Source organism: Stenotrophomonas sp. YIM B13575 (assembly GCF_042787595.1).
Taxonomy (GTDB): domain Bacteria; phylum Pseudomonadota; class Gammaproteobacteria; order Xanthomonadales; family Xanthomonadaceae; genus Stenotrophomonas; species Stenotrophomonas lactitubi_B.
In genome coordinates this window covers 1-26926 of sequence record NZ_JBHZOP010000085.1, presented here as the reverse complement: position 1 = coordinate 26926, position 26926 = coordinate 1, and the positions used below count along the sequence as shown (strand labels likewise).

The following is a 26926-nucleotide window of genomic DNA, read 5'->3' as shown; positions in this document are numbered from 1 at the left end:
GTGGGTTTGCGGGGGACGCCGCAAACCCACCTCGCCCGGCCTCGGACAGGCTACGTGCGTGCCAGCCGCGCAATGAAAGAATGAAAAGCGAAGCCCGCGCTACGCGCGTGAGTCGAGGCTCGCTCGACTCTACAAAGGCTGCGAGCAGCCATGGGTCTACGCTGCGGCTGTCGGGTCCGCCTTGTAGCGAGCCGAGCACCGCAGGTCCGGCGAGGGCAAAGAGGCGCGGGTGTCTGAGCGCAGCGAGTTCCGCGCCGCCCCTCGGCGGAGCGAGGAGCACAGGGTACCGGCGCGCGGCGCCGGCTCGCGGATGGCGGCGTGTTTCTTTGGTTACTTTCTTGATGGCACACATCCATGTGCGCCACCCTGCGGGCCGGCTGCGCCGTTCCGCGTTGCTCCTGCAGCGCGGTGCACGAGCAAAGAAAGTGACAAGCCCACTCATCGCAGGGGAACGACGGTACCGACCAAGCCCCCGGCGCCGCCGAACTGCCGTCAGCGGAGTCTGTCCAACGCCTCGACCAGCTCATCCGCCAGCGGCGCGCTCAGCACATACGGGCTCTTGCCGTCGTCCAGCGCGAACTCCAGCGACGCGGCATGCAGGAACAGGCGCTTCAGCCCGATCTGCTCACGAAGCCGCTTGTTGACTGCCGGATCGCCGTATTTGTCGTCACCGGCCACCGGATGCCCCAGATGCTGGGCATGCACGCGGATCTGGTGGGTGCGGCCGGTTTCGATGCGCACTTCGCAGTACGAATGGCCGCCCTTGCGCTCCAGCACCCGGAAGTGGCTGATCGACTCCTTGCCGATCGCGTTGACCTGCACGTGGCGCTCGCCACCCTGGCGCAGGCCCACGTGCAACGGCGCATCGACCGTCATCACACCGTCCGGCATGCGCCCGGCAAGCAGGGTCAGATAGCGCTTGCGGATGCCAGAGCCGTGGTCTTCACGCAGCAGCGCCTGCAGCTCGCTCAGCGCCGAACGCTTCTTGGCGACGATCAGCAGGCCAGAGGTGTCACGGTCCAGCCGGTGGACCAGCTCCAGGGTCTGCCCGGGGCGCAGGGCACGCAGGGTCTCGATGGCGCCGAAGCTGATGCCGCTGCCGCCATGACTGGCGACGCCAGTCGGCTTGTTCAGCGCCAGTAGGCGGGCGTCTTCGAAGACGATGGCCTGCTCCAGCCGACGCATGAACGCCTCCGGCGGCCCGGCTTTGTCTCCTTCTTCGGTGAGACGAACGGGCGGTATCCGCACTTCGTCGCCGGCCTCCAGCTTGCGCTCGGCCTTGGCGCGGCCGCCATTGACGCGGACCTGGCCGCTGCGGACCAGCTTGTAGACCAGGCTGCGCGGGGCACCCTTGAGCTGGCCGAGCAGGAAATTGTCCAGGCGCTGGCCGGCGCGGTCGGCCGGAACGGTGATCATGCGCACGGAAGGCTTGTCGCCGGCCGGCTTGGTGGGGTCTTGTGCAGTCATCAGCCTGTTTATTCTGTTACACTCGGGGGGCGAGATAAGGGATTGATTTCGTTGGAAGTTACTCAGGGCCAGAAGCCCAGCTTCCGACGAATCCGGCACAGTGCGCGACCACCGCCCGCGGGGCGGCCATGTTAGCGGCTCACCGGCGTTCCCGGCCATCGCCGATTGCCTGACACGCAGTCGCGCTGAACATGTCCCGTGCGGCGCTCCAGCCTGGCTGACAGCTGCCTCCGGCCCTGCAACACCCAAAACCAGAAAATTGAAGCGCTCCCGCGGCCTGCCGTGGTGTCGTAGCGCTGGAAACCCAAGCCGCCCTCCCCGCGCTTGCGCGAATGGGCGGCGAGCCGTGTCCAGAGGCGAAACTCCATGGCGTTCCGCGCGGTAGCCGCTTGCGAGGAACGCAACAATGAAGCGAATGCTGATCAACGCCACACAGGCTGAAGAGCTGCGTGTTGCCATCGTGGATGGCCAGTCGTTGTATGACATCGACATCGAGCAGCCGTCCAAGGAACAGAAGAAGTCCAACATCTACAAGGGCCGGATCTTCCGCATCGAGCCCTCGCTGGAAGCGGCCTTCGTTGAATACGGTGGCGGCCGCCATGGCTTCCTGCCGCTGAAGGAAATCTCCCGCGATTACTTCCAGGCCGGTGTCGACCACAACAAGGCCGGCATCCGCGAGCTGCTGCGGGAAGGCCAGGAAATCGTCGTCCAGGTCGACAAGGAAGAACGTGGCAACAAGGGCGCTGCCCTGACCACGTTCATCTCCCTGGCCGGCCGCTACATGGTGCTGATGCCGAATTCGCCCAGCGCCGGCGGTGTCTCCCGTCGCATCGAGGGTGAAGACCGGGCTGCCCTGAAGGACGCCCTGGACAAGCTGAACATTCCCGACGAAATGGGCGTCATCATCCGTACCGCCGGCGTCGGCCGCGATGCGGAAGAACTGCAGTGGGATCTGGATTACCTGCTGAACGTCTGGCGCGCCATCGCCGAAGCCGCCCTGAGCAAGCCGGCCCCGTTCCTGATCTACCAGGAATCGCGCCTGATCGTCCGCGCCCTGCGTGACTACCTGCGCGCCGACATCGGCGAGATCCTGGTGGACACCGAGGAGATGTACGAGCACGCCAAGGAGTTCATGCAGCAGGTGATGCCGCAGACCCTGCGCAAGCTCAAGCATTACAAGGACGACATCCCGCTGTTCAACCGCTTCCAGATCGAATCGCAGATCGAAGGCGCCTACGAGCGCAACGTGCGCCTGCCGTCGGGCGGCTCGATCGTGGTCGACCAGACCGAAGCGCTGACGGCCGTCGACGTCAACTCCTCGCGCGCCACCAAGGGCAGCGACATCGAGGACACCGCGTTCCAGACCAACCTGGAAGCGGCCGAGGAAGTGGCCCGCCAGCTGCGCCTGCGTGACCTCGGCGGCCTGGTGGTGATCGACTTCATCGACATGGCCTCCAACAAGCACCAGCGCGAGGTCGAGAACCGCCTGGCGAACGCGCTGAAGTACGACCGTGCACGCGTGCAGGTCGGCCGCATCTCGCGCTTCGGCCTGCTGGAAATGAGCCGCCAGCGCCTGCGCCCGAGCCTGGGCGAGTCCAGCCAGATCGTCTGCCCGCGTTGCGACGGCCATGGCCGCATGCGCAGCGTCGAGTCGCTGTCGCTGTCGATCATCCGCGTCGCTGAAGAGCATGCGATGAAGGAGAACACCGGGCAGGTGCTGGTACAGGCCCCGGTGGAGATCGCCAATTACCTGCTGAACGAGAAGCGCGGCGCGCTGGGCGAAATCGAGAAGCGCCACGAGGCGCCGATCGTGATCGTCGCCGACGAGCAGCTGCACACCCCGCATTACACGGTCACCCGCCTGCGCGACAACGAACTGGGTGAGGAAAGCGGCAAGCCGAGCTACCAGCGTGGCACCCCGCGCAAGCTGCCGGTGCACGCGCTGACCAAGGGCCAGCTGAACATCCCGCCGCCGATGGTGACCCAGGTCAAGCACAACTCGCCCGCCCCGGTGCGCGAGGAAGTGGAGCCGGTCGCTGCCCCGGCACCGGCACCGGTGGCCGCAGCGGCCCCGGCTGCTGCCGCCAGCGGTGGCGTGGTGGGTTGGCTGAAGCGCATCTTTGGCGGCGAGCCCGCTCCTGCCCCGGCCCCGGCTCCGGCCGCGCGCCAGCCGCAGGATGGCGGCCGCCGTGACCGCAACAAGGATCGCAACAAGGACCGCAAGGACCGCCGCGAAGACAGCCGCGGCAACGGCGGCAATGGCAATGCGCAGCAGCAGAAGGACGGCGGCAACCGCAAGGACCGCGGTGAGCAGCGCAAGGATGGCCGCCAGGGCGGCAACGGCGGCAACCCCGCCAATGGCAATGGCCAGCAGCAGCCGCAGCAGCAGGGCAAGCAGAAGGATGCCCAGCCGCAGCAGCAGAACAAGCCGCGCAACGAACAGGGCCAGGGCCAGCAGCAGCCGAAGCTGAAGCAGCCGAAGCAGCCGCGTCCGCAGGACGCTGACAAGCCGGCCGAGAAGCCGCAGCGTGCCGCTGCCGAAGCCCCGGCTGATGTGGTGACCGCAGCTGCTGCCGTGGCCACCACGACTGCAGTTGCCGCCACGGCCGTCGCGCAGGAAGAGAAGGCACTGGCACCCGCCGTTGCCACTGAAAACGTGGTCGGCACTGTCGCGGCCGTGGATACCGTCGCGTCGACCGATGCCGAGGTCGTGGTTGTGACCGGGGCTGTCGAAGACGCAACGACCGATGCAGCAGGCGATCAGACCGGCGAAGGCGCAACCCGCCGTCGTCGCGGCCGTCGCGGTGGTCGTCGTCGTCGTCGTGGTGGTGCCGAGAACGCCGCAGGCGGTGACGCGCTGGGTGATGACCTGGACGACGGCGATGATGCCGAGGGCGACGACAACGACGGCGATTCCGCCGAGCAGGCTGCACAGGCTTCGGTGAACACCCCGGTTGCCGCCGTGCAGCCGTTGCGTTCGCAGCCGGAATTCGATTTCGATGACGAAGTCGAGCCGGCCGCCGCTGATGCCGGCAAGCCGGCACGTGCACCGGTTGCGGTAGCCGCCGCGGTTGCCCCGGTCGCTGCTGTGAGCAGCGCCGTGGTCGAAGCAGCCGCTCCGGTCGCCGCCGCGGTGCAGACCCCGACTCCGCTGGAAGCCGTCGCCAAGGTCGAACCGACCCCGTCGCCGGTGCAGACCAGCATGCTGGATGCCATCGATGCAGCGACGCCGGTACAGCCGGCGCCCGAAGCAGCGGCGGTGAGCGAGGTGAAGCCGCCGGTGGTCGAGGCTGCCGCTGCGATCGAAGCAGCTCCGGTCGCTGAACCGACTGCGGTGATCGAAGCCGCACCGGTGGCGGAGCCGAAGCCGGTGGTGGCTGACGTTGCGCCGGTGGTTGAAGCCGCTCCGGTGGTCGAACCGAAGGCCGAGGTTGAAGTCGCCCCGGTCGTCGAGCAGCCGGCAACCCCGGTGGCTGTCGAAGCCGCACCGGTGGAAACCGCTGCACCGGTCGCCGATCCGGTCGTGCCGGCGGCGGTCGATCCGATCGCTGATGGCCACGCCGACGCTGCCGCACAGGCCGCCGACGCGCAGGCCTCGGAAGAAGACGAGGACGCCGGCAAGCGCACGCCGCCTGCCGCCTGATCCATCGTTGATCGGCAACAACGAAACGGCGGGGATCGATGATCCCCGCCGTTTTTTTGTGTCTGGCGGCCACCGTCCCCTGCCATCAAGAGGGCACGCCCTGGTAGAGGCCAACCTTGGTTGGCGCCGTGGGTTTCATGCATGCGGGAGCGCCTGTGCCAACCAAGGTTGGCCTTTACCGAGGCGTGCGTCAGTGTGCTGGCGCGAACTGCAGCCGGGTCCACACCCCGTAGTGATCCGAGGCCCAACGGCCGCCGTCATCCGGCTGGTCGAACAGGATCTTCGCTTCGCGCGCGACCATCTGGTCCTGCTGGAAGAAGATGTGGTCGATCCGCGACGGTGCCTGGTAGTAATGACGGTTGAGCGTACTGACACCGGCCAGGTCGGTGTTGACGTGCACGCTGCCGTAGCTGTCGCCGTAATGGCTGCGCAGCTCGCTCAGATCGCCGGCATCGACCAGTGCATTGAAGTCGCCGGCAATCACCACCGGCGCACCCGCAGCGCTGCCGGCAATGAAACGCAGCAGGTCCTCGACCTGGCTGCGGCGGATGCGCTGGCCGGCGTCGTCACTGCGCTCGTTGAGATGGGTGGCATAGACATTGACCGGCTGGCCGTCCACGTCGATGCGCAGATGGGCCACGGTGCGGTAGTCATCCAGCGGCAGCAGCAGGTGCTCGCCACGGGCCAGGATCGGGCGCCGGGTCAGCAGTGCATTGCCGTAGCGCTTGGGCGCTCCCACCGGATCGGTGGACACGAATACGTAGCGGTAACCGAGCTGGCTGGCCAGCCACTGCGCCTGGTTGCGGACGTTGCGCTTCTGGATCACTTCCTGCAACGCGATGGCATCGGGCTGCAGGCGCTTGAGCTCAGCCACGATCGTGCGGCGACGGCTGGGCCAGTCCTCGCGGTCGTGGTGCAGGTTGAACGTCACCATGCTCATGCCGGGCTCGCCGACCGCTGTGGCCGCATCGGCGGTGCTGGCCGGCACGGCGGCTGCTGCCAATCCGGGCAGGGCCAGCGCGATCGCCAGCCCCAGCGCGCAGAAACCGCGACCGATTCCGAGCGGACCTCGCATGCTTACTTTTCCTTGCGTTCGGCGCGGCGCACCGCGCTCGGCACATCGATCTCGACCCGTGCCGGCAACTGGTGCACGTGCAGCTCGTTGTTGATCCATTCCACCGTCTCGCCATTGACCGTCGCCTGGCCGTGTTCGCCTGCATACGGCCATGGCAGCACCACGCCGCCGGCCGGTGGCACCAGGCCCGGCTGCACTTCCAGCACCAGCTGCTTGTCGCTGCGCTGCAGGCGATAGTTGAGCTGGCCCTGCGGCGTGCGCAGGCCCTGCACGGCGATGCCCTCGCCCTGCAGCCACGCCACCGGGATACCGGCAGCGAGCACCAGCGCCTCATCCGCATCGCGGTTGTAGGCGAACATGTCCAGCGCCGAACGGACGAAGTCCGAGGCCACCCAGGCATGCGGCAGATCACCCACGAAGAACGGCTTGCGCGGCGTACGCGAGACCACCTCGGCCCACTGGTTCCAGGCCTGCGGCGCGCGATCCTTGAAGAAGAACTCGGTGGCCTGCCAGGCACGATCACGCCAGCCCAGGCGCACGAACGCGGCGACGTTGCGCCATTCGTACGGCGTGTAGTCCTTCCATTCGCGCTTGCCATCGCGGCGCGCGACGAATTCGTTCCAGTAGCGCTGGAAGGTTGCGTCCACCGCCTCCTGCGGCAACCGCCCCTGCTCGCCGCCCGGTGCCAACGCGATCGTGGTGGAGGTGGCGTCGAAGTCACCCAGCTCGGCCGAACCCGGCAGGTAGTCGATGCGGTGCTGCTGCATGGCCGCCAGCAGCGAGGCCTGCAGGTCATCACGGAACTGATCGCGCGATTCGCTGATCTGCATCGCCTCGACCTTGCCCAGCTGCGCCGCCAGCTGCGCGGCATCCTTGTAACCACGCAGCGCCCAGAAGTTGTCCCAGTACGAATGCATCGGCTTGGCCGAATAGCCCTCGTGGCTGATCGAGGCCGGCATCATCCCGTAGAAGGCAGGATTGCGCGCACGGTTCTCCTCGGTGCGCTCGCTGCCGCGCAGTTGTTCCATGTAGCTGTAGGCGCCCAGCACATGCGGCCACATCTGCTCGAGGAAGGCGCTGTCGCCGGTGTAACGGCCGTACTCGGCGATGTTGTAGATCAACTCGCCGTGGCTGTCGTTCTCCGGCACCGGATCGCTGCCACGCGCATCGACGCAGCACGGCACCTTGCCATTCTCAAACTGATAGGGCGCGTACCACGTCACGTAGTCGCGCACGGCATCGCTGCGGCCCATCCGCAGCAGGCCTTCGGAGATCATCGCGCCATCGCGGATCCAGCTGCGCGCGTACGAGCGCGTACCCGGCTGCAGGCGCGGGCCGACACGCGAGATCAGCATGTGCGCCACCGCGGTGCGCAGGGTTTCCACCAGCGGTTGGCCGGCAGCTGGCACCTGCAGGGTCACGGCCCCCAGCTTGTCGCGCCACATTGCCGCAACCTGCTGCTGTGCCTTGGCCACGTCCAGCGCCTGCGGCGCCCAGCTGCCGGTCTGCGGCAGCACGATCGCCACCTCGCGGCTCTGCCCGGGTTCGAGCTTGATCGTGTACAGCAGCGCGCCGGACGCCATGCCGGTCGGATCCTTCACGGCGGTGGTGGCGGGCAGCTTGCCGCTGGCCAGGTGCATCGCATCCAGCTTGCCGTCGAAACTGCTGGCAAAGCGCGCATCCGGCACCTGCAGGGGATACAGCCGCGGTTCGCCATTGATGCGCACCAGCTGCTCGCCCACGTCCAGGCTGTCGATGCGGCTGAAGCCGCCCACCGTGTTGAGGAACTGGGTGGGCGGATTGACCTGCCACGGGCGGATCGCCAGTGCCAGGGTGTATTCGTGCGCGACCTTGTCCGGGTTGCTCAAGCGGTAGCGCCCGATCAGCTGCGCGCGTTCGGGCGTGCCCTGCACGAAGCTGGTCACCGACAGGCCGGCCTTCTCGTGCACCCAGTCGACCGTTGCGATTGGCAGGTAGCGATCCTGCAGCGACTGGGTGATGGCAACGTCGGCCCAATCCAGCAGCTTGCCGTCGAGGCGGATGAACGGCTCGATGCTGAAGCTGCCCTTGGCCGGCTCCAGTGCGCCGTCCTCACTGATCAACGCCTGTTCCTGGCCACCGTCCAGGCCCAACAGGGTCCAGTACGGCTGCTCGCCGACGTAGGCGCGCGGCAATGTGCCACGCGGCAGGTCGGCCGCCACCGAGGACAGGAAGGCATTGGGGGTCGCGGCGAACGCCAGCGGCTTCAGGGTGATGTCACGGATGCCGTAGCGCCAGTTCGGTCCGCCCTGCAGATCGAAACGGACGTAGCGCGCATCGGTGTCGGGCAGTGCCAGCCAGTCGCGGCCTCCGGCGCCGGCGGTCACTTCGCGCACGGTACGCCAGTCACGACCGTCCTCGGAGGTACGCACGGTATAGCGGTTCGCTTCCAGGTCCGGCAGCCAGTCGATCACCGCACCGCCGATCTCGCGGCTCTTGTGCAGGTCCAGGCTGATGGTCTGCTGCTTGACCCCGCCACTGATCCAGAAGGTATCGGACTTGCCGTCGATCATCCGGTCCTGCAGCGCGGTTGCGGTATCGGCGATCACCGAGGGCCGCAGCGCCGAATCATCCTGCGCGGGCAGGCCCTGCAGGGTCAGCTTGTCGAAGCACACCGTGCCACGCCCGCCGACCTTGCTGTAGATCGTGAATTCCATCGACGCGCTGCGCGCCATGTCCTTCTCTGGCGATGGTCCCCAGGCCTTGTCGATCTGTCGGCGGCGGTACTCCACCGGCGTCCACGCCTTCGGGAAAGCGTAGCCGGGGCGGTTGACCCACCACACGTTGTCGCCGCTGGCGTCGATCAGCTTGAACTGCAGGTCGTTGGCCGGCGAATCACCGCGCAGCTGGAAACCGAAACGGTAGTTGGCCGGGTACTCGATGTTCAGCGGGCGACGGATGCCGACGTAGCCGGAGACCTCATGGAAGTCGTAATCCAGGCACAGCGCGCGGCCACCGCCGGCGCCACTGACCGGCCGCAGCGAGCCGCTGACCTGGTCGGACAACACCAGCTTCCATGCGCTGATGTCGTCGAAATCATCCAGCACCTTCGGCGCGGGCAGCGCCGGTGGTGCGGCGATCGCCAGGGAAGACCACAACAGGCCCAGTCCAACGGCGATCGCACGCTTCATCCCTTCACGCTCCCCAGCAACAATCCTTGGATGTAGTACCGCTGCAGCACCAGGAACAGCGCCAGCACCGGGACCACGGTGACCACCGCGCCGGCCATCATCATTTCCACGTCCATGATGTGTTCGCGCGAGAGGGTGGCCAGCGCCACCGGCAAAGTGTAGTGCTCCTGGTCGGTCAACACGATCAGCGGCCACATGAAATCGTTCCAGGCGCCCATGAAGGTGAAGATCGCCAGTGTCACCAGCACCGGCTTCAGCATCGGCAACACGATCTGGAAGAAGATCCGCAGCTCCCCTGCCCCGTCGATGCGTGCGGCTTCCAGCAGCTCATCGGGAATCGAGCGGGCGTACTGGCGCACCAGGAAGATGCCGAACACGCTGGCCAGCGCCGGCACGATCACGCCGCCGAAGCTGTTGACCAGGCCCAGCTGCTTCATCAGCAGGAACAGCGGCAGCATCGCCACCTGCGCCGGGATCACCAGCGCCGCCATCAGCACCTGGAACAGGCGCTCACGGCCGGCGAAGTTGAGCTTGGCGAAGGCGTAGCCGGCCATCGTGTTGAGCAGCAGCGAACCGAGGGTGATCGCCAGCGACACCAGCAGGCTGTTGGCGAAGTTGCCGCCCATGCCGGTACGCGCGAACAGCTCCGTGTAGTTGTGCGTGGTGATGCTGGACGGCAGCAGCGGCGGCGGGAAATGCGTGGCCTCGCCCTGGGGCATGAAGGAGACCGACAGCATCCACAGCAACGGTGCCAGGCTGACCAGGGCCAGCACCAGCAGCGCGCCGTTGATCATCCACGGGTGCCAGCGTGACTGGCCGATTTCACGACTCATACCAACTGCCTCTTGCGGCCAAAGCGCAGCATCACGGTGGTCACCGCCAGGATGATCAGGAACAGCAGGAACGCCACAGCCGAGGCGCGTCCCAGGTTCCACCACTTGAAGCCTTCCTCGAACATGAAATACAGCACGCTGACGGTGCTCTGCAGTGGATCGCCGCGGGTCATCACGTAAGGTTCTGCAAACAGCTGGAAGTAACCGGACACGGTGATCACCCCGACCACCAGCAGCACCGGGCCGAGCATCGGCAGGGTGATGTGCAGGAACTGCTTCCAGCGCGAGGCGCCGTCGATGCGCGCGGCCTCGTACAGGTCATGCGGGATCGCCTGCAGGCCGGCCAGGAAGATCACCATGTTGTAGCCGAAGTTCTTCCAGACCGCGAACAGCATGATGGTCGGCATCGCCCAGTTGGGATCGCCCAGCCAGTCGATCGGACTGATGCCCAGGTGGCCGAGGCCGTAATTCACCAGGCCGTAGCTGGTGTGGAACAGGTAGCGCCAGATCACCGCCACTGCCACCAGCGTGGTCACCACCGGCGCGAACAGCGCGGTGCGGAACAGGGCCTTGAAGCGCGCCGCCGGGGCATTGAGCAGCATCGCCGCGCCCAGCGACACACCGATCGACAGCGGCACGCCGATCACCACGAAATACGTGGTGTTCCACAGCGACTTCCAGAACATCGGCGTCTGCAGCAGGTCGATGTAGTTGCCGAGGCCCACGAAGCGCAGGTTGCTGCTGTCGGCCAGCGCGTACAGGTCGAAGTCGGTCACGCTCAGCGCCAGCGCCGAGGCCACCGGCAGGCCGAAGAACACACCAAGCACGATCAGCGAGGGGCCGGCGAAGATCCAGCCGGCAAGGGAAGAACGTTTCATTGCGGGCTCCCGGCCGCGACTGCACTGGTCGAACCCGAGGGGGGTGCGCTGCGCTGCAGGCGTTGTTGTTCATGCATCCAGCGACGCTTGGCCAGCACCTTGTCCACGCGCTGGTCCAGTTCGGCCACGGCCTTGTCCTGCGGCAGGCCACCGCGCACCACCTGTTCGGTGACGATGCGCATTTCCTGCACGATACGCTCCCATTCGAGCACCTTCGGGGTCGGCTTGACCCGCTCCAGCTGGTCGCGGAACGCGGCGGCAAGCGGATCGTTGGCCAGCGACGGCGCGTTCCAGGTGCTGCGGCGCGGCGGCAGGTCGCCGATGATCGCGTGGAAGCGCGCCTGGATTGCCGGCCGCGACAGGAACTCGATCAGCTTCCAGGAGGCTTCCTTCTGCTGCGACTTGCGGAAGATCACCAGGCTGGTGCCACCGGCGATGCCCGCGCCCGGACCCTCAGGGCCAGGCAATGCGGCGGTGCCCCACTTTCCTTCCAGTTCCTTCGGCTGCAGCTTCTTGAACTCGCGGATGTTCCAGGGGCCGGAGATGTAGAACACGTTGAAGCCGCGGAAGAATTCATCCCAGACGTTGGAGATCTGCGTCTCGGACATCTTCGGCGCCCAGCCCTGCTCGAACATGTTGGCGTAGAAACCGAGCGTGCGACGGAAGCCAGGGCTGGAGAAATTGCCACGGGTGTCGTCATCACGCAGCAGCGGGTCCGGCTGCTGCAGCGCCAGCGACAGCTGCTGCTCGAACTCGTTGATCGGCATCAGCACCGCATAGCGGTTCGGGCCCTGCATGCGCTTGATCGCGGCCATCTGCTCGTTCCATTCCGCCCAGGTGCGCGGCGGGTGGTCGAAGCCGGCCTTGGCCAACAGGTCCTTGCGGTAGTAGATCAGGCGGGTATCGACGTACCACGGCACGCCGACCAGCTCGTCGTGGATCACGTTGGTATCCCAGATGCCCTGGAAATAGTCCTTCGGATCGACCACGGTCGAGCGCCGCACGAACGGCTGCAGCGGCGTCAGCGCGTTGAGTTCGGCGAATTCGGGCACCCAGGTGTTGCCGAGCTGGCACACGTCGGGCAGGCCATCGGCAGCGAACGCGGTCAGCAGCTTTTCGTGCGCGGCCGTCCACGGGATGTTCTGCACATCGACCTTGATGCCGGGGTTCTCCGCTTCGAATTCGTGGATCAGCTCGCTGACCACTTCGGCCTCGCGCCCCATCGCCCAGAAGCGCACGGTGGTGGTGCCCTGCTCCTGGCGGGCACAGCCGGCGATGACCAGCGCGGCCAGTGCAGGCAATGCCCAGCGTCGCAGGCGGTGTTTCCAGTCGTGCACCTTGTTACTTCCCCTGGCCGGTGTTGCGGTTGGCATTGTTTTTCTGTTCCTGCGCGGCGGCCGCACGTGATTCAGCGATACCGACCGCACGTGCTGCTGCGGCCTTCTCATCCTTCTGCAGCTCCAGCGGCTGGAAGGAACCTTCCGGCGCCAGCCAGCCACCACTGAAGCCCGCCCGTTCCAGGCCCTTGCGGATGTACGGGTTCTTCTTCATCACATCCCAGACGAAGTCGTTGCGGTAGTTGGCGATCATGGTCAGGATCGGGCCCTGGTCGATGGCGATGTAATCGCTGGCGACCCAGCCGCGATCAGGCACCACGCGCCCGGTCTTGATCGGGATGTCGTAGTTGAAACTGGGATTGAACGAATCCAGGAAGCCATAGCTGGAGTAGATGTAGTCGCCGTAGCGCTTGTGCATCTCCAGCGTGGCCGGGATCACTTCCTCAGGCGCGAACACGACCGAGGAGATCGCCGCGGTTGGCGCGATCGTGCCGTCATCGAAATTCTCGCGCAGGCCTGCGCCGCGTGATGAGTAATGGCGGAACTGGCGCTGCTCGCCGCGGTATTCCTGGGTGGTGTTCTGCGGACCGTCACTGGCGGTCAGGCCCCACACGTTCTCGCCGTACTCCTTCCAGTTCATCGGATTGGCGATGGCGTACTCTCGCTGGGCCAGCGCGGCCGAACGGCTGTTGAGGAAGTAGGTGCTGCCACGCTCGCGCATGTAGGCATCCTGGATGTCGCGGAAATCGATCCAGACGTGGCTGTACTGGTGGCCGAACAGCGGGCCGAAGGACAGGTATTCCTGGCCCTGGTAGACGCCCCAGTCGTTGTCGTAGGTGCGCGTCCACACCGTCCACGCATCCGGGCTGACCGGATGGCTGGGCGAACCCAGGGCGAGGATGTAGACCATCATCGCCTCGTTGTAGCCCATCCAGTCATGGTCGATGAAGCCGTTCTCGGGGAACCAGCCCATCGAGATCAGCGGCGCACGCTGCTGCAGCCACGGCCAGTCGACCTGCTTGTACAGGGTGTCGGCGATCTGCCGGATTTCCTTCTCGCGCGGATCGTCGCCGTCGTAGTACGACTGGGCGAACAGCACGCCCATCATCAGCAGCGCGGTGTCCACCGAGGACAGTTCCACCCAGCTGTCGTAGCGGCGCCCTTCCTGCATGTCCAGGAAGTGGTAGTAGAAGCCCTTGTAGCCGGCCTTGCCGGTGCGCTGCGGGCCCATCGGCACATCACGGAAGAACTTCAGGGTGGTCAAGGTGCGGTCGATCGCCTGGTTGCGGCTGATCCAGCCGTTCTCGATGCCGATCGGATAGGCGGTCAGGGCGAAGCCGACCGAGGCGATGCTGGCAAACGGCCGCGACGGATAGCGGTCCGGAGTCAGGCCGTTGATCTCGTTGGTGGTATCCCAGAAGAACTGGAAGGTGCGGCGCTCGATGTCATCAAACAGCGGCGGCAGCTCAGGCTTCATCGGCCGCGGCGGTGCGTCCGCCTCGATCAGGATCACCGGCGGACGCGGCTTGGCAGGCTCCTGCTGGGCCGGTTTGCAGGCGGCGATGGCCAGGGTCATCGCAGCGGCGGTCATCAGGTGGCGTGCCTGCATGGCGCGGTTCCTCCGGTGGGCTGATCGATGAAAGAGCATAACGTCCAATGACCTGAAATCGTTTACAAAGTGCGGTCTTAAAAAACCACGGAAACGTGGTCGATGACACCGCGGTCATTGCCCACGCCATTGCCCCCTGCCTGGCAATGGCGTGGGCAATGGACCGGCCCGGAGGCCGGCCATTGCCGTTGAAACCGGAGCCATCAGCGAACCGAGGGCTCCGTACTGCATCAACTTCCCGCAATCAGAAGCGGAAGCCCACTTCGGCCTTGACCTGACGCGGCGTACCGATGATGTCGCCGGTCTCGTTGTAGCTGGCCTGCAGCTTGCCGTTGCTCTTGACGTAGTTGTAGGTGGAGAAGTTGTCGAAGTTGAACACGTTGATGATGTCGATACGCGCGTACAGCTCCGTATCGCCCGGCATCTTGAACGTCTTCGTCGCCTGCAGGTCGACCGAACGGTAGCCGAAGATCTTGCCGCCCAGCAGGAACTTGCCATTGGCGTTGGGCACAGCCGCCTGCGGAGTCGGCAAGTTGTAGCCACTGGCCTGCGGCACCGGGTACCAGTCATTGACGGCGGTCGGGGTGGCCAGGGTGATCTTGCCACCGAAGGTGATGCCCCAGAAGCCCGCGTACGAACCGGTGACCACCAAGCGGTGACGCGGCGCGCCGTTGGAACGGATGGTCGGGTAATCCTCGATCAGGCCGCGGTCGAAGGCGTACTTCTCGTTGATGTCGCGGTTGTGGCGCGCGGTCGTCCAGGTGTAGGCGATCGAGGTACCCCAGCCGCTTTCCTGGGTGAACGGCTTCTGCGCCGACAGCAGGATCTGGGTCGCACGGGTCTTGATGCCCTGCTGGCCGATGATCAGGCTGCCGAAGCCCGGCACGTTGCAGCTCCATGCCTGGCTCAGGCCAGGCTCGGTGCCACCGCACAGGCGCGGGTCATCGAAGAACTGGCCGGTCGGGTAACGGTTGCCCAGGGTGAAGGCGAAGCCGTCGTAGCTCAGGGTACGAGCGATGGTGGCGTCGGTCAGCCAGTCACCGATCTGGTTGCTCATGCCCAGGCTGAACTGATCCGAGTACGGAGCCTTCAGCTTGTTGTTCAGCAGATCCACTTCCAGGCCAGCATTGCTGGTCGCACCGACCAGGCTCTGCAGGTTGCCGATGCCGTTGAGCAGGTTCGGGTTCCAGTCATAGCAGGCGGCCTGGCCGTTGATGCAGGTGCCGGTGGCCGGGTTACGGAAGTAGATGGTCGGCTGCGGCAGGGCCAGCTTGGTGGTTTCCAGCTGCAGGTTGTCGAACAGGTCGCGGTCGTAGGAACGGCCGGCACCACCGTGGATCACGTGCTGCTCGTCGGCGTTGATGTCATACGAGAAGCCCAGGCGCGGCTGCCAGGCATCCTTGAATGCCTTGCGGTTGTGGCCGTTGCTGATGTAGTCGCTGATGTCCAGGCCGCCCAGCGCCAGCGAATCGGCGTAGGTCTGGCCGGCGGGGCCGCGCGGATCCTGCGAATAGATCGCGTCGACCACGGCCTGCGGGGTGACGAAGTCCAGGTAGGACGGGGTCTTTTCGTAGTCCCAGCGCAGGCCGATGTTCAGCTGCAGGTGGTCGTTGACCTGCCAGTCGTCCTGGATGAACACGCCGTACTGCTTGGACTTCGAACGCACTTCACCGGACACGCCATCCACGCCGGTCACCGGCTTGACGAACTGCGCCTTGTACGGAATGGAATCGGGGAAGTCCGGATCGCCCAGGCTGTAGGTGAAGGTCGGGTTGATCTGCGCCGCATCGGAGGCGTACAGGTCGATCGCCTTGTACTTCACGCCCATCTTGATGGTGTGGTCGCCCGCCCACTGGATGCCATCCAGTGTCAGGTTGTCTTCGATCGACCAGCCCTTCTGGCCCTTCACCTGCGAATCCAGTGCCGATGCGCCACCGATCTTCACCACGGTGCGGTCTTCGGTGCCGTCCGGTGCGGTGTAGGTGATGCCGTTGGCCAGGGTCAGCGGCGTCGGGTTGTTGAACGAATCTTCATGGGTGACCATCATTTCGTTGTAGTAACGCTCGCCGCTGTGGTTCCAGCGCAGGGCGTAACGACGGTCGGTGTTGACCACTTCACGGCCGGCTTCCGGCGAGGTCTGGCCACTGAACTGCGACTGGGTTTCATCGCGGTCCTGGAAGGTCAGTTCGATGCGATCGTTGTCGGTCGGCTCGAAGTCGATCTTGCCGAAGATCAGATCCTGCTGGAACGGCTGGCTGGCCGGGCCCAGGCCGGCGGCGCCTGCCGGCGGCAGCAGGCCGGCAGCACCGGTGACCGCGCCGTCCGGCGCGATGGTGACCGGCAGGTCGAAGCGCTTGGCTTCATAGGTCACGAAGAAGTGGGCCTTGTCCTGGATGATCGGGCCGCCCAGGGCGAAACCGTATTCCTTCTCGGCCGAGACCATCTTGTCCTTGCCGCCCTGGCGCTCGGCCGGGGTCTTGGCGCGCATGTCCTCATCGGTGTAGCGGTAGAACGCCTCACCCTTGAATTCATTGGTACCGGACTTGGTGGCAGCGGTCACTGCGGCGCTCGACACCTGACCGTACTCGGCCTTGTAATTGCCGCTGATGACCTTGTATTCGCCGATGGCCAGCTGCGGGAACGGGTTGCCGGCGCTGCCGGACTGGCCGGCCACGCCGCCGCCCTTGACGTAGCTCTTCTGGCCCACGCCGTCGATGTAGACGTTGGTACCGTCGGAATTGGTGGCACCGCCGCGCAGCGAGGTGTTGCCCTTGGCATCACGGGTGAAGATCAGGCCCGGCACCGCGTCGGCGAACTCCAGGAAGTTGCGCGACACCTGCGGGGTGGTCTGGATCTGCTGCAGGCTGACGGTCTTGCCGACTTCGGAGGTGCGCACTTCCTGCAGCAGGGTCGGCGCGACGACGTTGACGGTGTCCAGGTTGGTGGCGGCGGTCGTACCGGTGCCACCGGCGGCGGCGCCAGCGAAGTTGAGCGTCGAGGTCGAGGCGACGGTGACGGTGACCTTCTGGGTCTGGCCGTTGGCCACCACGTCATAGGTGCCCGGGTCCAGGCCCATCAGCGAATAGCTGCCGTCGGCGCGCACGGTGCCGCGACGCACGGTACCGGTGGCGATGTTGGTGGCGGTGACTTCGGCACCGGCCTGCGCGCCGGACACCTGGCCACGCAGGCTGGCGTTGGCCGACTGCGCCATGACGTTCGGGGCGGCGGCCAGCATCAGGCAGCTGACCAGGGCGGTGCTCAGCAGCCGGCGCGCCGGCGTGCGGATCGTGGAATGCATCATCAACTCAATCTCCGGGTGGCGGTGACCGCTTGCGCGGCACCTGCGATCAATCAAAAAAGAAGGAACGCCTCTGGCTTCAATGGCCGGATGGCGGAGTGGTGGAATCGCGAACAATCAGGCGCGGGACCAGGGTCTGTTTGTCACCTGTCCCATCCGTGGAGGTGCCGTCCATCAACTGCAACAAACGCGACATCGCCCGATCGCCCAGCTCGGCGATGCTGACCTGCATGGTGGTCAGCGACGGGTGGACGAAACGCGCAAGCGGAATGTCATCGAAACCGGCCAGGGCGACATCGGAGGGCACATGGACACCTGCCTGCGCGAAGGCATACAGGCAACCCAGGGCCATCATGTCGTTGGCGGCGAATACGGCATCGGGCAGCGTGCCGGCTGCCAGCAACTCCTGACCGGCGCGATGGCCGGAAGCTTCGTCGAAATCACCGGGCAACTCGATCCCCTCGGCGCCACCGCCAAAAGCCGCCAGCGCATCACGGAAGCCGCGCAGGCGCTCACGCGCGTCGAAGTTGAGGTCCGGGCCAGAAATGAATGCAATGCGCCGATGACCGACGTCGAGCAGGTGGCGGGTCATCGCCATCGCCCCGGCATGGTCATCGATGCTCAACACCGGATGGTCCTGCCCAGGCAGGTAGGTGTTGATGAGTACCGTCGGCAACGCCTGCGGCAGGTTGTCAGTCAGGAACCCCGGGCTCTCCGCATAGGGCGAGAGCACCAGCAGACCGTCGACCCGGCCGCGCATGGCGCGCAGGGCTGCGCCCTGCTGCTCCTGGTCGCCGTGATAGCTCGACACCAGCAGGTGCTGGCGCCGGCTGCGGGCGACGTTGTCGATGCCGCGCATCAGTTCGGAGAAGAATTCGCCGTACAGGTCTGGAAGCACCACGCCCACCGTATTGGTGCGGCGGCTGCTCAGGCTGCGGGCAGCGGCGTGCGGGGTGTAACGCAGCCGTGCGGCCACCTCCAGCACAAGCTGGCGGACCGGTTCGGCGACATTTTCATGCCCGTTGAGCGCGCGCGAAACCGTGGCCACAGAGACCTTGGCTTCACGGGCGACGTCTTTGATTGTTATGGCTGCTTTGTTCACGAAGCCGCCCTCCACGGCTTGGATCCACCAGCAATGGCGCGGAATGTAAGCGTTTCCATCTGCGCTTGTAAACAGTCCGTTAGGCGAATGTCCCTAAACGGACACAGGAATCTGTCCTTGGCAGGTCCCCAACGGACCTGCCAGGACAGCTCGGGACAGGGTTTCAGCCCTGCTCTGACGGGGTATGTGCGCGGATGGACAACGCGTGGATGTCGGTTTCCATCAGCGTGCCCAGCGCTGCGTAGACCGCGCGATGACGGGCCAGCGGGGCCAGTCCCGCGAAGCGCTCGCTGACCACGTGCACGTTGAAATGGCCGCGACCATCGCGCGCTCCAGCGTGGCCTGCATGGCGATGGCTGTCGTCTTCGATCTCAAGCACGCTGGGGGCCAGCGCTTGCTGCAGCGCATCACGAATCTGCTCGATGCGTTTCGCGTTCACGGCAGCACCTTGCGGAACGGACGCACCTGCACCCGCACGTAGACGCCTGCGGCGACGTAGGGGTCGGCATCGGCCCAGGCCTGGGCCTGCGGCAGCGAGTCGAAGCTGGCAATCACCACCGAGCCACTGAACCCTGCCGGGCCCGGGTCTTCGCTGTCGATCGCCGGACACGGCCCCGCCAGAAGCAGGCGGCCTTCATCGCGCAGTGCGGTCAACCGCGCCAGGTGCTCGGGCCGCGCCTGCAGCCGCTGGGCCAGTACATCCTGGCCGTCGTAACCTTCAATCACATACCACACCGGCATTTCCTCGCTCGCGTTGCTGGTGAAGCGATTCTAGCCAATCCCGCCCCCTGCCCGGCCTCGGCTGGACACTGGCGCGGCAAAGGCTTACCCTAGCAACCATTGCACGTGGCTGGATGCAGCAGCCCGTCGGTTTTTGCGGCCAACGCAGCCCCCGACGACCGACCCGCTGCTTCGAACCGGTCCACACGACCGGGCCCCGTAGACGACCTCCCGTAGTCCTGTCGCTGCCGTGTCCTGCGGAGCGTCCTGTTGTTTGATGTGTGGAACCGCGCCGAGACAGGCGTGCCTGGTGTCCTGGCGGTCCGTGGCAGTTGCCCGGTGTGCCAGCTGCCGCGACTGGTCCGTTGCAATCCTGATCTCCATTAGATGACTTCCGAACTCGCGCTCGACGCGAACACGCCAACCCGGCCGCCCGCCCCCCAGCAGCAGGAAATGCCGCTGGCCGTGGTGCATGGGCAACCGGTCCTGCAGATTCCGCAGGACCTGTACATCCCGCCGGATGCGCTGGAAGTCATCCTGGACGCCTTTGAAGGACCGCTGGACCTGCTGCTGTACCTGATCCGCCGGCAGAACCTGGACGTGCTGGACATCCCCGTGGCCGAGATCACCCGGCAGTACGTGGAATACATCACCGTGATGCGCGAGCTGCGCTTCGAGCTTGCCGCCGAGTACCTGGTGATGGCGGCGATCCTGGCGGAAGTGAAGTCGCGCATGCTGCTGCCCCGCCCCCCCAGCGTGGAGGGCGAGGAAGCCGATCCGCGTGCGGAGCTGGTGCGACGGCTGCAGGAGTACGAACGCTTCAAGCAGGCTGCCGAGGATATCGACGCCCTGCCCCGGCAGGACCGCGATACCACCGTGGCGCATGCCTTCATGCCCGAGCGCGCCGCAGTGAAGCTGCCGCCGCCGGTGGACCTGAAGGAAATGCTGATGGCGCTGCACGACGTGCTCAAGCGCGCCGAGCTGTTCACCGGCCACGCGATCAAGCGCGAGGCACTGAGTGTCCGGCAGCGTATGGGCGAAGTGCTGGGACGGCTTGAAGACGGCAGGTTCTATCGTTTTGAAAACCTGTTCACCGCCGAAGAAGGCAAGCTGGGCGTGCTGGTCACGTTCCTGGCGGTGCTGGAACTGGCCAAGGAGCAGCTGCTGGACCTCGTGCAGGAAGAACCGCTGGCGCCGATCTACGTGAAGTCCCTGGCCGCCGGCAACACCAATGCCCCGCTGCAGTTCAGCAGCGAATTCGACGACAACGACGCCGCCAATGAAAACGAGTGAGCGCTGACTGCCGATGGATCAAACGCTGATCAACCGCATTGTCGAAGGTGCGCTGCTGGCCTCCAGCCAGCCGCTTACCCTGGCCCAGCTGAAGGACCTGTTCCCGGAAGATGAGCCGGCTCCGCCGGGCAGCATCGAACGTGCGCTGGAACGGCTGCGCGAAGGCTGTCAGGACCGTGGCGTGGAACTGGTGGAGGTGGCCTCCGGCTTCCGCTACCAGGTGACCGCTGAAGTACATGGCTGGATCAGCCGGCTGTGGACCGAACGCAAGACCCGCTATACCCGCGCCACCCTGGAAACGCTGGCACTGATCGCCTACCGGCAACCGATCACCCGTGGCGAGATCGAGCAGGTGCGCGGCGTGGCGGTCAGCAGCAACATCATCCAGGCGCTGGAAGAGCGCGAGTGGATCCGCGTGGTCGGCCACCGCGACGTACCCGGCAAGCCGGCCCTGTTCGGCACCACCAAGGGCTTCCTGGACTACTTCGGGCTGAAACGCCTGGACGAACTGCCGCCCCTTTCCGAGCTGAAGGACCTGGGCGACCTGGAACCGCAGCTGGCGCTGGATCGCGACGCACCGCCGGTCGCCAGTGCCGACGGCCCGGACGTGAGCGCCGACCCGGACGCCGCTGCAAATGACGACACCGGCATGACCGCCGGCGACACCCCCGATTCTGCCGACGCATTCCCTGCGGCGGCCGACGATGAGCAAGCACCTTCGCCCTCCGATGATGGGCACCCCGATTCCGCGCCGGGCGAGCGCGCGGTGACAGTGAACGAACGCGAAGACAACGCCGTCGCGAAGACGACCGTGGCTGTTGACCAAGCCGATTCCGAACCAGAGGCCGACCTCGAAACCGTCGGCCGGAGCAAAACTGATGAGTGACACCCCCCGCAAGCCCTCGTTGAACAAGCTTTCGCTCAAGCGCGAAGCCACGTCCGAACAGTTCAAGCTGGAAGAACGCCTGCACAAGGTCCTGGCCCAGGCCGGCCTCGGCTCGCGTCGTGCGCTGGAACAGCGCATCGCCGAAGGCCTGGTCAAGGTCAACGGTGAAGTCGCGCAGACCGGCATGTCGGTCAAGAGCGGCGACAAGATCGAGCTCGACGGTCGCGGCTTCGTCGCCACCGCGCTGGCCGAGCCCTCGCGCGTGCTGGTCTACAACAAGCCGGAAGGCGAAGTGACCACCCGCGAAGACCCCGAAGGTCGCCCGACCGTGTTCGAATCCCTGCCGGCGCTGAAGGGTGCCCGCTGGATCGCCGTCGGCCGCCTGGACATCAACACCACCGGCCTGCTGCTGGCGACCACCGACGGTGAGCTGGCCAACGCCATGATGCACCCCTCGTTCGAGGTCGAGCGCGAGTACGTGGTGCGCGTGCGTGCCCCGGAAGGCGAGGACAAGGTGCCTGACGCCGTCGTCGACCGCCTCACCCGTGGTGTCGCGCTGGAAGATGGCCCGGCCAAGTTCGATGAGATCGAACGCATCGGCGGTACCGATTCGCACGACTGGTTCCGCGTCGTGGTGAAGGAAGGCCGCAACCGCGAAGTGCGCCGCCTGTGGGAATCGCAGGGCTGCCAGGTCAGCCGCCTCAAGCGCACCCGCTACGGCAAGGTCAGCCTGCCGCGCGAACTGGCCCGCGGCCAGTCCGTCGAACTGCCGGGCAGCCAGGTCGAAGCGCTGCGCGCCGAACTGAAGCTGGAAGAAGGCGCGCCGTCGGCCCTGACCCTGCAGCCGGTGATCGGCCAGCGTCGTGCCGCCAAGACCACCGTGCGCGTGCGCGAAGGTGGCCGCGGCAACGCCTACGTCAACGGTCACAACACCGCCGATGAAGGTCGCGAACTGCGTCGTTTCGACAACGTGCGCGAAGATCGCGGCCGCGGTCGCGGCGGCAAGGGTGGCGGTGGTTTCAAGGGCGGCCTGACGGTCAGCGGTGAAGCCGCAGCCAAGCAGTCGCAGCGCCCGTTCAAGCAGCGCGCGCCGAAGAACGACCGTTCGCTGCCGGAAGGCAATCCGGCCGCATTCCGTACCTGGTACGTGCCGGATGGCGTCAGCACCGGCCCGAGCGGCCACCGCAATGCCGGTCCAGGTACACGTGGCCCGGGTGCCCGTGGTCCGGGCGCAGGTGCAGGTGCCGGCGGCCAGGGCCGTCCGTACGGCAAGCCGAAGGGTCCGGGTGCAGGCGCCGGTGGCGGCCAGGGTCGTGGTGGCTACGGCGGTGAAGGTCGCGGCGGCTACGGTGGCGAAGGACGCGGTGGCGCCGGCGGCCAGGGTCGTCCGGCCGGTGCGGGCAACCGCTCGCAGGGCCAGGGCAACAAGCACCCGTACGGCCATCCGGGCAATGCCCCGAGCTTCCCGTCCGACCACGCCAATCCGGGCTTCAGTCCGTACGGCACCTCGCGTCCGGCCGGCAACGGTCGTCCGGGCGGCAATGCGAATGCACGTCCGGGCGGTAACCGTGGCCCGGGTGGTCCGGGTGGCAACCGCGGTCCGGGTGGTCCCGGTGGCAACCGTGGTCCCGGTGGCCCGGGTGGCAACCGCGGCCCGGGTGGCCCCGGCGGCAACCGTGGCCCGGGTGGCCCGCGTCGCAGTGGCCCGCGCGGCGGCTGATCCAACCCAACCAGGATGGAACGATCGATGACACGGATGTTGTCTCTGGGCGCCCGCATGGGCGCCCTGCTGGCCCTGATGCTGGTGGCGGGTGGCTGCGAACGCGCCGCCAACCGCCTTAAGCAGGAACTGGCCGCCACACAGAACCCGTGGCCGAAATCTTCCCCGCTGTACGCCCCCACGGACCGGATGGTGCGCCGGCTGATCGTGGATCCGCGCTATACGGAGCGCATCAAGCAGGCCGGCAGCAAGGATAAAGCACTACAGGTCGGCGCTCAGCTGACCCTCGACGGCATTACGCGATTGCCACCGCAGCGCCTGGAGCAACGCGCCAAGGTCATGGCAAGCGTCCTGCACGCCATGCCGGTGGAGGACTGCGCGCGGATTTCCCGTGCGACCACCGCTGCCGAAGTGGCTCAGCTGAGCACATTGTTCTTCGCCCAGCTTGAAAAACTCCCGCCTGCAGATATCGACGCCTGGTTCGAGATGAGCTACCAGGCCGGCATCGCCGAGCTGGAACAACGCCCGCCGAGCAAGATCAGCGAAGCGCAGATCCAGGCAGCTTCGGAAGCCTTCATGGCCAGCCTGCCCAGCGATGCGGTGCGATCCCGCGCCATGGCCATCATGCCGCACATGGAAACCGCCGCACCGGCTGACGTATGCTGGGCCTCGCGCACGATGTTCAACGCTGTAGCCACCCTGCCCAAGCCGCACCGCGGCACCCTGGCCTGGTTGCTGGCCCAGCAGTAAGCCGTCCTTGACGGTGCGACACACGGAAAACCCCGGCCACGGCCGGGGTTTCTGCGTAGTGGAGCGCGCTTGGGAATTGTTTGAAAACGTGCAATTCGTGCCACAGGTCGACGCGAGCGGCGCGGCGGATCACTATCGTGAAGCCTCATCAACAACATGAGGGAATGACGATGGCGTGGTACACCGAAGCAGCGCACCTGCAGGCAGAGAAGGCCACACAGGTATGGACTGACACCTACGGCCCGGCCGAGAAGGTTCAGGTCTCGGGCATCTATCGCTGCAAGGGCTGCAAGCGTGAAGTGACGTGCAACAAGAACGACCCGTTCCCGCCCCAATCCCATCACCAGCACTCGCCTCACCAGGGCGACATCCGCTGGAAGCTGATCGTGCGCACCAATACCGACGGCGTCTGACGCAAAAAGGGGACGGATCTCCTCCGTCCCCTTTTTTAAGTCAACGCCGGCTAATGGTGAACGCCGCGCCGTCGACGCCCAGGTCCCAGCCCTTGCCGGTGCCGGACAGGGCCAGCGAGATATCGCCCTTGGTCATCACCTGCGCGTTGCTGGACTTCACCGCACCGGCGTGTGCACCGACCGAGGCGTAGGTGCCCAGCAGCTCGCCGACGCTGCTGGCGCCGGTGAAGCTGCCACGGCCATCGGTGATCTTCGACTTGCCGACGGTCAGGCCGCCGCCCTTCAGCTGGATCCGCACCGGCATGCTGGCGCCGTTGGTGCAGTGGATGGTGCCGTTGCCCGAGGCGGTCTTGTAGATCAGCGACCAGCCCGACAGGTTGTAGCGCAGCTGGCAATCGAGGTTGCCGCCGGCCTGAGCGGTCGGGGCCAGCGACGCGGCGGCCAGCGCCAGCAGCAGGGCAAAGGGCTTGGTATTCATCGGCAACACGTCCACATCGGTCGGAATGTGGGCGAATCTAGCAGCGCGCGCGTGCACGTTGGATGCAGGCGCGCGCGGTGAGGCGGCAGGCGTTCAGCCGCCGTATCAGGCCTGCACATCCAGATGGAAGGCGTCGGCATCGAGCATCGCCGGGAAGCGTGCACGGTGCGAAGCCAGCGCTTCGGCGGAAATGGTGGTGGTCACCACCTGCTGCCGCTCGCGGATCTCCACCTGCGGCTGGCCGAGGAAGTCGATGACCGCGCTGTCGCCGGCGTAATGCAGCTGGTTGCCATCCACGCCCACGCGGTTGACTGCGGCGACGAAGCACAGGTTCTCGATCGCCCGCGCGCGCAGCAGGGTCTTCCACGCATAGGCGCGCGCCGACGGCCAGTTGGCGACGAAGATCTGCAGGTCGAAGTCCAGTTGTTCAACACGCTCGACGTTGTAGCGGTTGCGGCAGAACACCGGGAAACGCAGGTCGTAGCAGACCTGCGGATTGATCCGCCAGCCTTTCCATTCCACGCACAGGCGGTCGCGGCCGGCGGCATAGCGCTCGTGCTCGCCGCCGTAACGGAACAGGTGGCGCTTGTCGTAGTACTGCAGGTCACCATCGGGGGTGGCGAACAGCAGGCGGTTGTAGACGCCCTCGCCATCGCGCAGCTGCACGCTGCCGATCACCGCCGCGTTCAGGGCCTTGGCCTGTTCGCGCACCCAGGCCACGGTCGGGCCGTCCATGCCTTCGGCCTGGGCGATGGCCTCGTTGGAAAAGCCACTGGTGAAGGTTTCCGGCAGGATCACCAGATCGGTGGTCCCGGCCAGCGGCGCCAGCAGCGCACCGTAGTACTCACGGTTGCCGGCCGGGTCGTGCCAGCGGGTGTCGCCCTGGACGAGGGAAATGCGCAGGTCCTGCATGCTGTCTTCTCCGCTCACAGCAGGCGCAGGCGTTCGATCGCCGCGTCCAGGGTGGCCTCGTTCTTGGCGAAGCACAGGCGCACCAACCGCTGGCCGGCCGGCGCGGTTTCGTAGAACGGCGACAGCGGGATGGCGGTGACGCCCTTCTCGATGGTCAGCCACTTCACGAACTCGTGGTCCGGCAGGTCGCTGATGGCCGAATAGTCGACCAGCTGGAAGTAGCCGCCCGGCACCGGCAGCGCCTTCAGGCGGGTGCCAGCCAGCTGCTCGCGGAAGCGGTCGCGCTTGGCTTCATAGAACGCGCCCAGTTCCAGGTGATGCTGCGGTTCGTCGCGGATCATCGCGGCAAAACCGTACTGCGCCGGGCCGAAGCTGGTGAAGGTGTTGTACTGGTGCACCTTGCGGAATTCAGCGGTCATCGCCGGCGGCGCCACCGCATAGCCGATCTTCCAGCCGGTGCAGTGGTAGGTCTTGCCGAAGCTGGAGATGACGAAGGTGCGCTCGCGCAGCTCCGGGTAGCGCAGTGCCGATTCATGACGGCGACCGTCGTAGATGATGTGCTCGTACACCTCATCGGAAATCAGGTAGATCTGCGTGCCGCGCAGCACATCGGCCAGCGCCTGCATGTCCGCTTCGTCCAGCATCGCGCCGGACGGGTTGTGCGGGGTGTTGACCATCAGCAGGCGGGTGCGCGGGGTGATCGCCGCACGCACGCGGTCCCAGTCCACCGCAAAGGTCTGCGGGTCGAGCGGCACATGCACTGCAGTGGCACCGGCCAGTTCGATCGCCGGTTCGTAGCAGTCGTAGGCCGGGTCGAGCACGATCACTTCCTCACCGGCACGCACCACGGCGTGGATGGCGTTGAAGATCGCCTCGGTGGCGCCGCTGGTGACGGTGATCTCGGTGTCCGGATCGACCTGTGCGCCGTACAGGTCCAGTGACTTCTGCGCGATGGCCAGGCGCAGCGGTGCCACCCCGGTCATCGGCGGGTACTGGTTCAGGCCGGCGGCCATCGCCTTGCTGGTTTCGTCGATCAGGCGCTGCGGCGCAGAGAAATCCGGGAAGCCCTGGCCGAGATTGACCGCGCCATGTTCGGCGGCGAGCTGGGACATCACGGTGAAGATCGTGGTACCGACCTTGGGCAGCTTGGTGTTCGGTTGCATCGGCCTGGGCTGTGGGGAAACAAGGGCTGGAAGTGTACGAAATCCCGACCCGGCCTGCGGCGCCGACGGTAGCGCCGGGTCATGCCCGGCGGCTCTTTGCACATGCCGCACCGATGGCAAGCCGCGCCGCGTGCTCGCCGGGCATGGCCCGGCGCTACCGGGTCACATTCACCGCTACA

General features: G+C 66.2%; 20 protein-coding genes. 6 read left to right on the top strand and 14 right to left on the bottom strand.

The annotated features are described in order from the left end of the window. Positions 1-492: 492 nt before the first annotated feature. Positions 493-1467 (bottom strand): RluA family pseudouridine synthase, encoded by a 975-nt coding sequence (locus ACFX4F_RS14185; protein ID WP_100460541.1) that lies wholly within the window; start codon positions 1465-1467, stop codon positions 493-495. Positions 1468-1873: 406 nt separating this feature from the next. Here ACFX4F_RS14185 and ACFX4F_RS14180 point away from each other — a divergent pair, with 406 nt between their 5' ends. After that, positions 1874-5110 (top strand): Rne/Rng family ribonuclease, encoded by a 3237-nt coding sequence (locus ACFX4F_RS14180; protein ID WP_380656326.1) that lies wholly within the window; start codon positions 1874-1876, stop codon positions 5108-5110. 190 nt (positions 5111-5300) lie between these two features. On the opposite strand, the gene ACFX4F_RS14175 is transcribed toward ACFX4F_RS14180, so the two are convergent. The 10 genes from ACFX4F_RS14175 to ACFX4F_RS14130 all read right to left on the bottom strand — a co-directional run bounded on the left by ACFX4F_RS14175 (position 5301) and on the right by ACFX4F_RS14130 (position 19147). Beyond that, positions 5301-6185, bottom strand: coding sequence for an endonuclease/exonuclease/phosphatase family protein (locus ACFX4F_RS14175; protein ID WP_380656323.1), 885 nt, complete (start codon positions 6183-6185; stop codon positions 5301-5303). A 2-nt stretch (positions 6186-6187) separates the two neighbouring features. Then, complete coding sequence (locus tag ACFX4F_RS14170; protein WP_380656320.1) at positions 6188-9355, bottom strand: discoidin domain-containing protein; 3168 nt, start codon at positions 9353-9355, stop codon at positions 6188-6190. Next, a complete protein-coding gene (locus ACFX4F_RS14165; protein WP_099821167.1) occupies positions 9352-10188 on the bottom strand; it encodes a carbohydrate ABC transporter permease in 837 nt (278 codons plus the stop codon). The genes ACFX4F_RS14170 and ACFX4F_RS14165 overlap by 4 nt, the downstream gene beginning before the upstream one ends. After that, a complete protein-coding gene (locus ACFX4F_RS14160; protein WP_089236186.1) occupies positions 10185-11066 on the bottom strand; it encodes a carbohydrate ABC transporter permease in 882 nt (293 codons plus the stop codon). Before ACFX4F_RS14160 ends, ACFX4F_RS14165 begins: the two co-directional genes overlap by 4 nt. Beyond that, complete coding sequence (locus ACFX4F_RS14155; protein WP_380656315.1) at positions 11063-12439, bottom strand: sugar ABC transporter substrate-binding protein; 1377 nt, start codon at positions 12437-12439, stop codon at positions 11063-11065. The genes ACFX4F_RS14160 and ACFX4F_RS14155 overlap by 4 nt, the downstream gene beginning before the upstream one ends. Further along, complete coding sequence (locus ACFX4F_RS14150; protein WP_099821170.1) at positions 12408-14012, bottom strand: glucoamylase family protein; 1605 nt, start codon at positions 14010-14012, stop codon at positions 12408-12410. Before ACFX4F_RS14150 ends, ACFX4F_RS14155 begins: the two co-directional genes overlap by 32 nt. Positions 14013-14256: 244 nt before the next feature. Then, a complete protein-coding gene (locus ACFX4F_RS14145; RefSeq protein WP_099821171.1) occupies positions 14257-17313 on the bottom strand; it encodes a TonB-dependent receptor in 3057 nt (1018 codons plus the stop codon). Between the two features lie 76 nt (positions 17314-17389). Then, positions 17390-18412, bottom strand: a complete 1023-nt coding sequence (locus ACFX4F_RS14140; protein WP_099821232.1) for a LacI family DNA-binding transcriptional regulator — start codon at positions 18410-18412, stop codon at positions 17390-17392. A 163-nt stretch (positions 18413-18575) separates the two neighbouring features. After that, a complete protein-coding gene (locus ACFX4F_RS14135; RefSeq protein ID WP_099821172.1) occupies positions 18576-18851 on the bottom strand; it encodes a BolA family transcriptional regulator in 276 nt (91 codons plus the stop codon). Beyond that, positions 18848-19147: a YciI family protein gene (locus ACFX4F_RS14130; RefSeq protein WP_089238010.1), complete on the bottom strand. Its 300-nt coding sequence runs from the start codon at positions 19145-19147 to the stop codon at positions 18848-18850. The genes ACFX4F_RS14135 and ACFX4F_RS14130 overlap by 4 nt, the downstream gene beginning before the upstream one ends. A gap of 372 nt (positions 19148-19519) precedes the next feature. Between ACFX4F_RS14130 and ACFX4F_RS14125 the strand changes: the two genes are divergently transcribed. The 5 genes from ACFX4F_RS14125 (at position 19520) to ACFX4F_RS14105 (ending at position 24194) form a co-directional block, all read left to right on the top strand. Then, positions 19520-20425 carry a ScpA family protein gene (locus ACFX4F_RS14125; RefSeq protein WP_025876498.1) on the top strand — a complete coding sequence of 302 codons (906 nt, stop codon included), beginning with the start codon at positions 19520-19522 and terminating at the stop codon, positions 20423-20425. Positions 20426-20438: 13 nt separating this feature from the next. Next, entirely contained in the window at positions 20439-21311 is an 873-nt protein-coding gene (gene scpB / locus ACFX4F_RS14120) for an SMC-Scp complex subunit ScpB (RefSeq protein WP_380656308.1), read from the top strand. Further along, the gene (locus ACFX4F_RS14115) at positions 21304-23031 is read left to right on the top strand and encodes a pseudouridine synthase (RefSeq protein WP_380656305.1); all 1728 of its coding nucleotides are present in this window, start codon (positions 21304-21306) and stop codon (positions 23029-23031) included. Before scpB ends, ACFX4F_RS14115 begins: the two co-directional genes overlap by 8 nt. 27 nt (positions 23032-23058) lie before the next feature. Further along, positions 23059-23781: a hypothetical protein gene (locus ACFX4F_RS14110; RefSeq protein ID WP_340570429.1), complete on the top strand. Its 723-nt coding sequence runs from the start codon at positions 23059-23061 to the stop codon at positions 23779-23781. Positions 23782-23951: 170 nt separating this feature from the next. Then, entirely contained in the window at positions 23952-24194 is a 243-nt protein-coding gene (locus ACFX4F_RS14105) for a protein L (RefSeq protein ID WP_222388785.1), read from the top strand. A gap of 40 nt (positions 24195-24234) precedes the next feature. Here ACFX4F_RS14105 and ACFX4F_RS14100 read toward each other — a convergent pair whose 3' ends face one another. The 3 genes from ACFX4F_RS14100 to ACFX4F_RS14090 all read right to left on the bottom strand — a co-directional run bounded on the left by ACFX4F_RS14100 (position 24235) and on the right by ACFX4F_RS14090 (position 26747). Beyond that, a complete protein-coding gene (locus tag ACFX4F_RS14100) occupies positions 24235-24672 on the bottom strand; it encodes a hypothetical protein (protein ID WP_089236197.1) in 438 nt (145 codons plus the stop codon). Between the two features lie 105 nt (positions 24673-24777). Further along, positions 24778-25584, bottom strand: coding sequence for an amidohydrolase (locus ACFX4F_RS14095; protein ID WP_380656300.1), 807 nt, complete (start codon positions 25582-25584; stop codon positions 24778-24780). Between the two features lie 14 nt (positions 25585-25598). Further along, the gene (locus ACFX4F_RS14090; protein ID WP_380656297.1) at positions 25599-26747 is read right to left on the bottom strand and encodes a pyridoxal phosphate-dependent aminotransferase; all 1149 of its coding nucleotides are present in this window, start codon (positions 26745-26747) and stop codon (positions 25599-25601) included. Positions 26748-26926 lie beyond the last annotated feature (179 nt).

What these genes read in the sequence shown, in the direction of transcription:
- ACFX4F_RS14170 (WP_380656320.1), bottom strand. Translation starts at nt 9,355, where the DNA reads ATGAAGCGTGCGATCGCCGTTGGACTGGGCCTGTTGTGGTCTTCCCTG.
- ACFX4F_RS14185 (WP_100460541.1), bottom strand. Translation starts at nt 1,467, where the DNA reads ATGACTGCACAAGACCCCACCAAGCCGGCCGGCGACAAGCCTTCCGTG.
- ACFX4F_RS14145 (WP_099821171.1), bottom strand. Translation starts at nt 17,313, where the DNA reads ATGATGCATTCCACGATCCGCACGCCGGCGCGCCGGCTGCTGAGCACC.
- scpB (WP_380656308.1), top strand. Translation starts at nt 20,439, where the DNA reads ATGGATCAAACGCTGATCAACCGCATTGTCGAAGGTGCGCTGCTGGCC.
- ACFX4F_RS14160 (WP_089236186.1), bottom strand. Translation starts at nt 11,066, where the DNA reads ATGAAACGTTCTTCCCTTGCCGGCTGGATCTTCGCCGGCCCCTCGCTG.
- ACFX4F_RS14115 (WP_380656305.1), top strand. Translation starts at nt 21,304, where the DNA reads ATGAGTGACACCCCCCGCAAGCCCTCGTTGAACAAGCTTTCGCTCAAG.
- ACFX4F_RS14090 (WP_380656297.1), bottom strand. Translation starts at nt 26,747, where the DNA reads ATGCAACCGAACACCAAGCTGCCCAAGGTCGGTACCACGATCTTCACC.
- ACFX4F_RS14100 (WP_089236197.1), bottom strand. Translation starts at nt 24,672, where the DNA reads ATGAATACCAAGCCCTTTGCCCTGCTGCTGGCGCTGGCCGCCGCGTCG.
- ACFX4F_RS14155 (WP_380656315.1), bottom strand. Translation starts at nt 12,439, where the DNA reads ATGCCAACCGCAACACCGGCCAGGGGAAGTAACAAGGTGCACGACTGG.
- ACFX4F_RS14180 (WP_380656326.1), top strand. Translation starts at nt 1,874, where the DNA reads ATGAAGCGAATGCTGATCAACGCCACACAGGCTGAAGAGCTGCGTGTT.
- ACFX4F_RS14105 (WP_222388785.1), top strand. Translation starts at nt 23,952, where the DNA reads ATGGCGTGGTACACCGAAGCAGCGCACCTGCAGGCAGAGAAGGCCACA.
- ACFX4F_RS14095 (WP_380656300.1), bottom strand. Translation starts at nt 25,584, where the DNA reads ATGCAGGACCTGCGCATTTCCCTCGTCCAGGGCGACACCCGCTGGCAC.
- ACFX4F_RS14150 (WP_099821170.1), bottom strand. Translation starts at nt 14,012, where the DNA reads ATGCAGGCACGCCACCTGATGACCGCCGCTGCGATGACCCTGGCCATC.
- ACFX4F_RS14125 (WP_025876498.1), top strand. Translation starts at nt 19,520, where the DNA reads ATGACTTCCGAACTCGCGCTCGACGCGAACACGCCAACCCGGCCGCCC.
- ACFX4F_RS14175 (WP_380656323.1), bottom strand. Translation starts at nt 6,185, where the DNA reads ATGCGAGGTCCGCTCGGAATCGGTCGCGGTTTCTGCGCGCTGGGGCTG.
- ACFX4F_RS14165 (WP_099821167.1), bottom strand. Translation starts at nt 10,188, where the DNA reads ATGAGTCGTGAAATCGGCCAGTCACGCTGGCACCCGTGGATGATCAAC.
- ACFX4F_RS14110 (WP_340570429.1), top strand. Translation starts at nt 23,059, where the DNA reads ATGACACGGATGTTGTCTCTGGGCGCCCGCATGGGCGCCCTGCTGGCC.